Source organism: Paenibacillus sp. J22FR21, assembly GCF_056269135.1.
The window spans coordinates 66,363-74,811 of the sequence record NZ_JBWDNJ010000014.1 but is presented as its reverse complement, the minus strand read 5'-3'; the positions used below and the strand labels follow the sequence as shown (position 1 = coordinate 74,811).

At 47.9% G+C, this 8,449-nt stretch carries 11 protein-coding genes; 10 read left to right on the top strand and 1 reads right to left on the bottom strand.

The window, feature by feature from the left end; genetic code table 11:
- Positions 1 to 165 precede the first annotated feature (165 nt).
- Positions 166 to 696, bottom strand: a complete 531-nt coding sequence (locus AC0YNS_RS30320) for a transposase (protein WP_475784641.1) — start codon at positions 694 to 696, stop codon at positions 166 to 168.
- Between the two features lie 222 nt (positions 697 to 918).
- Here AC0YNS_RS30320 and AC0YNS_RS30315 point away from each other — a divergent pair, with 222 nt between their 5' ends.
- The 10 genes from AC0YNS_RS30315 to rsmI all read left to right on the top strand — a co-directional run bounded on the left by AC0YNS_RS30315 (position 919) and on the right by rsmI (position 8,345).
- The gene (locus AC0YNS_RS30315; RefSeq protein WP_475784640.1) at positions 919 to 1,107 is read left to right on the top strand and encodes a sigma factor G inhibitor Gin; all 189 of its coding nucleotides are present in this window, start codon (positions 919 to 921) and stop codon (positions 1,105 to 1,107) included.
- A gap of 178 nt (positions 1,108 to 1,285) precedes the next feature.
- On the top strand, positions 1,286 to 2,803 hold the full coding sequence (locus AC0YNS_RS30310) for an aminotransferase class I/II-fold pyridoxal phosphate-dependent enzyme (RefSeq protein ID WP_475784639.1): 1,518 nt from the start codon (positions 1,286 to 1,288) through the stop codon (positions 2,801 to 2,803).
- A gap of 62 nt (positions 2,804 to 2,865) precedes the next feature.
- Positions 2,866 to 3,492, top strand: a complete 627-nt coding sequence (gene tmk, locus AC0YNS_RS30305) for a dTMP kinase (RefSeq protein WP_475784638.1) — start codon at positions 2,866 to 2,868, stop codon at positions 3,490 to 3,492.
- Positions 3,493 to 3,565: 73 nt separating this feature from the next.
- Entirely contained in the window at positions 3,566 to 3,895 is a 330-nt protein-coding gene (locus AC0YNS_RS30300; protein ID WP_090985945.1) for a cyclic-di-AMP receptor, read from the top strand.
- A 16-nt stretch (positions 3,896 to 3,911) separates the two neighbouring features.
- Positions 3,912 to 4,355 carry a YaaR family protein gene (locus tag AC0YNS_RS30295; protein WP_475784637.1) on the top strand — a complete coding sequence of 148 codons (444 nt, stop codon included), beginning with the start codon at positions 3,912 to 3,914 and terminating at the stop codon, positions 4,353 to 4,355.
- Positions 4,356 to 4,374: 19 nt separating this feature from the next.
- Positions 4,375 to 5,352 carry a DNA polymerase III subunit delta' gene (gene holB / locus AC0YNS_RS30290; RefSeq protein ID WP_475784636.1) on the top strand — a complete coding sequence of 326 codons (978 nt, stop codon included), beginning with the start codon at positions 4,375 to 4,377 and terminating at the stop codon, positions 5,350 to 5,352.
- A 4-nt stretch (positions 5,353 to 5,356) separates the two neighbouring features.
- Complete coding sequence (locus tag AC0YNS_RS30285) at positions 5,357 to 6,157, top strand: PSP1 domain-containing protein (RefSeq protein ID WP_475784635.1); 801 nt, start codon at positions 5,357 to 5,359, stop codon at positions 6,155 to 6,157.
- An 84-nt stretch (positions 6,158 to 6,241) separates the two neighbouring features.
- Positions 6,242 to 6,589 (top strand): initiation-control protein YabA, encoded by a 348-nt coding sequence (locus AC0YNS_RS30280; protein WP_475784646.1) that lies wholly within the window; start codon positions 6,242 to 6,244, stop codon positions 6,587 to 6,589.
- A 74-nt stretch (positions 6,590 to 6,663) separates the two neighbouring features.
- A complete protein-coding gene (locus AC0YNS_RS30275) occupies positions 6,664 to 7,437 on the top strand; it encodes a tRNA1(Val) (adenine(37)-N6)-methyltransferase (RefSeq protein ID WP_475784634.1) in 774 nt (257 codons plus the stop codon).
- Between the two features lie 5 nt (positions 7,438 to 7,442).
- Positions 7,443 to 8,345, top strand: a complete 903-nt coding sequence (gene rsmI / locus AC0YNS_RS30270; protein WP_475784633.1) for a 16S rRNA (cytidine(1402)-2'-O)-methyltransferase — start codon at positions 7,443 to 7,445, stop codon at positions 8,343 to 8,345.
- The last annotated feature ends 104 nt before the right edge of the window (positions 8,346 to 8,449 follow it).

Here is an 8,449-nt window from a genome sequence, read left to right as displayed (position 1 = left end):
ACGACCGTTAAGCCCTCCAGCGCCGATGGTACTTGGACCGCAGGGTCCTGGGAGAGTAGGACGTCGCCAAGCACGATGAACCGACCGTAATTATACGGTCGGTTTTTTGTTGTCTCTAAATCACAAAGTCAGCTGCCATCATCATTCCGTTTCGTTCGAAACGGGTTAACGATGATAGTAGCTGACTTCAGATACAGCGATGCGAAGCACGCCGTTGCGTTTGGCTTTGCGAAGCTTGCGCATGATGACAAGCCGGGGTGCTAATATCCAAACATGGCACATAATTAGACTGATCATTGTAGCTTCATTAGCCCATGGATAGAAGACGCCAATGGCGCATAGACCAAGCCATAATAAATGACGATGCAATCTTCGGTACAAGGCAAGCTCGATGTGAGCTGTTGGAATGTAACCGATCCATGGCGGCATAATGCGCCAGCCCCATCTACGATCATCCGGCTCGTCAACACGGATAAGCGTTAACCGCGTAATAATGAACTGGATTACGAAGGCGCTAATGAATCCGATTCCGAGTGCTTTCATTCCGTCCATTTGATACATGAGCCAGAGGAAGATAGCAAGAATGGCTAGTATACTGAGATGGCTTCGACGCAGCTCATCTCGAACGAGCACCTTTTGAATGAGTTGGTATTGATAGATTGTTGCTTTCTCTTGTTCGGCAAGTTTACCGCGCATGATGTTCACGCCTTTCTGCGTTCTACACCATGTATCGGTAAAAGGTTGATTAATTTGTAGACTTCCTGCCGGAAAGAAGTGCAAGCCCTTCGTCACCAATCTGGGCGCTTCAACATAAACTGTATTACTATTTGAAATGGGCTATGAAAGTCGTATAGTTTGCTAGACTTTGTGGCATACTAGAAGCAATGACATATTTTCACTTGGATGAGGTGAAACGAAATGATGGAAGAGACTGCGGGAAACTCATGCATTATTTGCGGTCATGAGAAGGAACAAGGCATTCGAATCATTGATGAGTTTATTTGCGAAACTTGCGAGATTGAGATGGTACGTACGGAAGTGCAGGATGCTAAATACCCTTTCTTTATACACCAACTAAAACGGATCTGGATGCAAAATAATGCCTAAACTTTCGTACTGCTACAGTGTAAGAAACAAGTAATCCCTATATCGTCTCGAGTTGTAGAAATACCCGAGAATGGTTAGGGGTTATTTTGTTTACTGGCTGTGTCTTCAGCAGGTTTATGTTGCCTTCATAATGGATTATGATGAGAGAAAGAAGAAGTTTAAGCAGGGGGAAAGTTGCTTGGCAGATACTCAGAGCAAACAGTGGCATGCGCCTCTATTCGATACCTTAACAGCCTTGGAGCGGTCTAATCCTGTAAGCTTTCATGTGCCCGGCCATAAATACGGTCAATCTATCGCACATCTGACCGGTATGAACGACAATGCAGTACAGACCTTTCAATCCATAATGAGGATTGATGTGACCGAAATATCGGGGACCGACGACCTTCATGCACCATCGAGTATCATTCAGGAAGCACAGTCTTTAGCTGCTGAGGTGTTTGGAGCGGACCAGACCTTCTTCCTCGTTGGAGGAAGCACAGTCGGTAACTTAGCTATGTTATTAGCCGTATGTAGGCCAGGAGACCTAGTCATCGTGCAGCGTAACGCGCATAAATCGGTTTTAAACGGTTTAAAGCTTGCAGGGGCAAGTGCAGTGTTTATTATGCCTCAGAAGGACGTAGGGAGCAATTTGGACGTTCTCCCGGATATTTCGCAAATAGAAGAGGCTATGACTAAATACCCAGATGCGAAAGCTGTATTTCTGACGAACCCCAGCTACTATGGGTTGAGCATAGACTTGGAGCCATATGCAAAGCAGATTCATGCTCATGGAATGCTGCTGCTTGTTGACGAAGCGCATGGTGCCCATTACGGACTGCATCCGGCATTTCCGCGTTCCGCTATACAAGCAGGCGCGGATGCTGTGGTGCAATCGACACATAAAACATTACCGGCACTGACGATGGGCGCTATGCTGCATGTTCAAGGTCCACGTATCAATACGTTGGAGCTTGCAGATGCACTGCGAATGGTGCAGAGCTCAAGCCCATCGTATCCGATTATGGCTTCACTGGATATGACACGGGCCATGCTGCAAGCGTATGGCAGTGATCTTTTTGAACAAGGCATTCATGCTGCTCGTAGGTTTAGAGCTTGGATCAAAGACCAATCAGCATTTGAGACATTATTATTGGATGAGGAACAGGGGCGATCTTCAGCTGCTGCGATTAGGGTAGATCCGATTCGTGTTGTTTTGCGAGAAGCTTATGGTCGGTTGTCTGGCTTTGACCTGCAGCAACGTTTAGAGCGGTACGGCTGTTATGCCGAGATGGCTGACCTTCGATATGTAGTCTTGTTATTTGGGCTGGCGGCATCCGATTCAGATGTGGATAGACTTCAAGAAGCACTGATTGCGATCGCAGAAGAGATTGAGCGTGAAGGGTTGGAAGCTAAGGAAAACCTCTATATGCCAATCGAGCAACACCGAACATTGTCGGAACCGGTTGTATTCACGCGATCAGGCGTAAAACATGCTTCGAATGGGACAGAAACCATTCTATTGTCGAATTCGGCGGGACGTTACACCGTAGAAGCGGTCATCCCATATCCCCCCGGCATCCCACTGTTATATGAGGGTGAACGCATTACGGAGGAAACGATAAATTACATCCAACAGTTAATGGAGCATGGCGCAAGATGTCAGGGAGCGGCAGATCCAACGATGCAAACAATAACCGTACTACGGACGGGCTAGTCGTTTACGCCTATGATTGGCTTTGATATGATAAGGGTATTAACAGACAGAGGAGTACTGAAGTGGAAAAAGGGTTGTTTTTGACGATAGAAGGCGGCGAAGGAGCAGGTAAAACGACCCTTATAGAGGGCGTTGTACATGCACTTAGAGCCCAAGGCAGAAATGTCATGATGACGAGAGAACCAGGAGGCATCCCGATTGCCGAGCAGATTCGGAATGTGATACTGGATACAGCGAATACATCCATGGATGCACGAACAGAAGCACTACTCTACGCAGCGGCCAGGCGACAGCATCTTGTGGAGAAGGTACTGCCGGCGCTAGCTCAAGGCGATGTGGTCATATGTGACCGTTTTGTCGACAGCAGCCTAGCGTATCAAGGGTATGCGCGCGGACTTGGAATCGAGGAAGTATGGTCGATTAACCAATTTGCGATAGAAGGCTTCATGCCGCAATTGACGATATGGATGGATATCTCTGCGGAAGCGGGCTTAGCACGGATCAATGCTACTTCCGAAAGGGAGATCAACCGACTCGACCTAGAGAGTTTGGCCTTTCATGAGAAGGTGAGAGAAGGGTATCGCAGGTTGATGGCAGCCGATCCGGATCGAATTGTGCGTGTTAATGCCGAACAAACGCAAGAGAACGTGTTGAATGATGTCATTGCTATAATAAATAGACGATTTTAAAGGATTATTTACAAGGGATGTCAAATTAATAATAAGGTAACGATGTCTTTCGAAAATTTTAGGAGGGATATTGATGAAATTAGTTATTGCGATTGTACAGGATAAAGATAGCAACCGGTTGTCGAATGCACTTGTAAGAGAGGGATTCCGGGCAACGAAGCTGGCTAGTACCGGCGGGTTTCTGCGTGCAGGCAACACAACCTTCATGATCGGTATTGAGGATGAACGGGTTCATGAGGTTATGACGGTGATTCGTTCAAACTGTAAAGTCCGCGATCAGCTTGTTTCACCTGTATCTCCGATGGGAAGTACTACGGATGCCTACATTCCGTTCCCTGTTGAAGTGCAAGTTGGCGGCGCTGCCGTATTTGTCGTACCAGTAGAGCGGTTCGAACATTTCTGATTGGACGTGAACTTCAATGAAGATTAATCCGGGCTGGCGTCCTTTAGGGCAAGACCGAGCGCGGCCGGATCTCGGCTCCAAACCGATTGCGCCTAAGAACTTTGCAGATGTGATGAACTTTCAGGACGAACAACGTACGATTGAACAGCTGCAGGAGAAACTGCAGAATATTCATAATCAAGGCGAACGGCTCGCAAGATCGATGACCGTCAGAGAGCTGCGACTTTATCGCCAGATGGTAAAGCAATTCCTCGAGGATACCGTCAGACGGGGTATCGGAATGAAGGAAACGCGCGGATTTGACCGTCGCGGCCGTACGAAACGATATAAGTTATTAGAAGAAATAGATTCTTCCCTCGTATCGATGGGTGAAGAACTGCTTGAAAGTGAAGAAGGACGACTTGATCTGCTGCAAAAAGTCGGGGATATTCGCGGCATTCTCATTAATTTGTTTTTCTAGCATAGAGGGGATCTTTACCATGAGCATTGCACAGCTTGCCGGGCAACCGAAGGCGAAACGCATTTTGTTTTATGCGCTGACAAGCGGCAAAGTTTCGCATGCCTATTTATTCAGTGGGCCGCCCGGAAGCGGGCGGATGAACATGGCGATGGCGTTTGCCAAAGCATTGTTCTGTACAGGCGAAGGCGATGACGCTTGCGGCGAATGCTTGGAGTGCCGGAAGTTCGAGCATGGCAACCAGCCGGATTTGCATCTGGTAGAACCAGATGGCAATTCCATTAAAATCGACCAAATTCGCGAGCTTCAAAGAGAGCTTGCCTATCGAAATATAAGCACGTCACGCAAAATCTATATCGTGCAGCGCGTTGAAACCATGACGCTGCAAGCCGCGAACAGCTTGCTGAAGTTTCTGGAGGAGCCGCAGTCGCCGGTTGTCGCGATTCTTCTGACGGAGAATGGACAAGCCGTACTGCCAACCATCCGTTCCCGAACGCAGTGGGTTCCGTTTATGCCGCTTGCACCCGATGACATGCTGCAAACATTGGCGAATGAAGGTGTTCCTCAGCTGCCTGCCCGTGCTGCCGTTCATCTCGCATCGGGATTAGATGCGTGCAGGGCGCTTATCCAGCAGAATGGGTTTGCAGAAATGAGAAACGTAGTGATACAATTAGGAAAGGACAGTCTCACGCGGTTTACTGCGGCGATGATGTCTGCGCAACAGCATATTTTTAAGACAGAGCTTGGTGAGCAGCCTCAGCTTCTGTTGTCATTACTCGTTTTATGGTATAAAGATATGATTCATTTTCAAGCAGGAAGACACGAGGCTCTTGTTTTTATAGATCAGCTTGATTGGATTGGTAAACATGCATTCTCACGTTCGGCTGAGGGCTGGGTGACATGTATGGAGTATACGCTTGAGGCAGGCAAACGCATGCGCGCGCATGTATCGCCGCAATTAGCGCTTGAGCAGCTGCTAATCCGTGTACAGGAGGGGTGAAACGTTGTATAACGTCGTTGGTGTCCGCTTTAAGAAGGCGGGCAAAATCTATTATTTTGACCCGGTTGATTTCCCAATTGATAAGGATCAGCATGTCATTGTTGAGACGGCAAGAGGGATTGAATACGGTAAAGTAGTGGTTGGACAGAAGCAAGTCGGAGAATCAGATGTTGTCCTGCCTCTTAAGAAAGTCATTCGGATCGCCGGTGACAACGACGCCAAAATTGTCGATGAGAACAAGGCGGCCGCACGCAATGCATTTGCGACCTGTCTTGAAAAAATAAGAGATCATCAGCTTAAGATGAAACTCGTTGATGTCGAATTTACGTTCGATCGCAACAAAATTATTTTTTACTTCACAGCTGAAGGCCGCGTCGATTTCCGTGAGCTCGTTAAGGATCTGGCCAGCGTATTCCGTACACGAATTGAACTTAGACAAATCGGTGTGCGGGATGAAGCGAAGATGCTTGGCGGCATTGGACCTTGCGGACGCGTACTATGCTGCTCGACTTGGCTCGGCGATTTTGAACCGGTGTCCATTAAGATGGCGAAGGATCAGAACTTATCGCTTAATCCAACCAAAATTTCCGGCTTGTGCGGACGTCTCATGTGCTGCTTGAAATATGAGCATGACAATTATGAGAGCGTTCGCGAAGAATTGCCGGCAGTAGGTAAGGTTGTTGTCACTTCTTATGGTGAAGGTAAAGTAACCGGAATTAATGCGGGCTCCAAATCGGTTTATGTACAGCTGTTTGATGGCGGCAAACCGAAGGAATTACCGCTTGATGATGTTGTAGTGAAATAAGTAAGCGAATCCGAAGCTGTATAGCCTTGGGGTGGAGACTTGAAAAAAGACATATTTAGTCAAATCAGCGAATTGGAATCCCATATGGGAAGCCTGCATCAGGAGCTGGGAGCGATGAAGCAGAAAATCAAGTCGCTCTTGGAAGAAAACAACCGGCTTAGCATAGAAAATCAGCAGTTGCGCAAAGTATTAAAGCGGGAAACGGCCAGTCAAATACCGAAGCCGGTACCGGCCGCTGCCGTGGAAGATGATTCTCATGCCATGCCAAACGATGAACCCGTGCTGGCAAGTGACGCGATAGGCGTTGGGCAAGGGTATGATAATTTGGCGAGATTGTATCATGAAGGTTTTCATATTTGTAATTTGTATTATGGACATTTGCGAACGGAAGGCGACTGTTTGTTCTGCCTTTCGTTTCTCAATAAGGAATAAGAGACAAGACCCTTCCATAGGGTCTTGTTTGCATATTCAAGCGGTTCGAATTTGGCAAACGTAAGGAGCAATTAATGATGACTAATGAAGTAACACTGGAGCCGAATGAAAGGCTGGATGATTTACTAACGCATCAGCTGCATATTATCCAGAGTCGGGAAGTATTCAGCTTCTCCATGGATGCCGTATTGCTGGCTCGTTTCGCGGCTGTGCCGCCGCGCGGTAAAATCCTGGATCTGTGCGCGGGGAATGGCGTTATACCACTGCTCTTAACGACAAGGACGAAAGCCCAGATTGACGCTGTTGAAATTCAGCCTCGGCTTGCGGATATGGCAAGGCGAAGTGTGAAGGCGAATGGGCTCGAGGATCGCATTCATATTTATGAAGGCGACCTGCGTGATTTCTATAAACAAAGCGGACATGGAAATTATGATGTCATTACGGTTAATCCACCTTATATGCCTGCTGGAACAGGGGATCAGAATGAGAATGAGCATTTTGCTGCGGCTAGGCATGAGCGTAATGGGACGCTGGATGATATTGTAGCGGCATGTGCGCGACTCGTACGACCAGGCGGGAGGGTCGCCATGGTGCATCGTCCTAATCGGTTGGTTGAAATACTGGAAACGTTCCGTAAATGGAAGCTTGAACCGAAACGGATTCGCTTCGTACATCCGCATGCCGGCGCCGAAGCGAATATGGTACTGATTGAAGCGGCCAGAGATGGCAAACCGGATGTGAAGCTGCTGCCGCCGATGATCGTATATAATGAACAGCGACAATATAATGAAGAGTTAATGCGGATCTATTACGGCGATCAAGCGCCGGAAGAGGGAACGAGGGATTAGGCCAAATGATTGTACAGCGCAGTTTCAGCACAACAGAAGTCAGTAGTAATGGTATTGCAGCAGGAACATTGTATCTAGTTGGAACGCCGATTGGTAACTTAGAGGACATGACTTTTCGGGCGATTCGGATTCTCAAAGAAGTCGATATGATCGCAGCAGAGGATACACGCCAAACACGCAAACTGCTGGCACATTTTGAAATTTCGACTAGGCTTGTCAGTTACCATGAGCATAATAAGGAGGCGAGCGGGCCAGAGCTTATCCGATTGCTGGCGAGCGGACAGTCCATTGCACTGGTCAGTGATGCAGGGCTTCCGGCTATATCCGATCCCGGAGCCGATCTTGTTGCAGCCGCCGCTGAAAGTGGAATAGCCATTGTACCGATCCCGGGGGCGAATGCAGCGTTGTCTGCATTAATCATCTCCGGTTTGTCGACAGAGAAGTTTCTGTTTACGGGATTCCCTCCGCGGGAGCGCAAGTCACTTACCGCATGGCTGCAGCAATTACAGAGGCAAGAGGCGACATTAATTTGTTACGAATCGCCGCATCGAATCGTAAAAACCCTTGCAGTGATGCTAGAGCAGCTAGGTGACCGGAAGATGGCGATGGTTCGTGAATTAACAAAACGTCATGAAGAAGCCGCCCGAGGAACAATTACCGAGTGCATCGCGTGGCTGGAAGAGAATCCGCCGCTTGGCGAGTATTGTTTGGTTATTGCAGGTATGAGCAAAGAAGAAGCAGCGCAATTGCAGCAGGATGATCCGGTATGGTGGAGCGGGCTAGAGCTAGAGGAGCATGTGAGCCGATACGAGGAGCAAGGTGAGGATCGGAAGGAAGCCATCAAACGAACAGCACTTGATCGAGGCCTGCAAAAACGAGATGTATATAATGAAGTAATGAAGAAATAGAAGCATGCCGGTAGACAAAAAAAAGACCTTCCTGACCGTTATGGCTCAGGAAGGCATCAAGGAGTATAAAAAGGTTAGAATTAACAGGTTTGATAAATGTATTA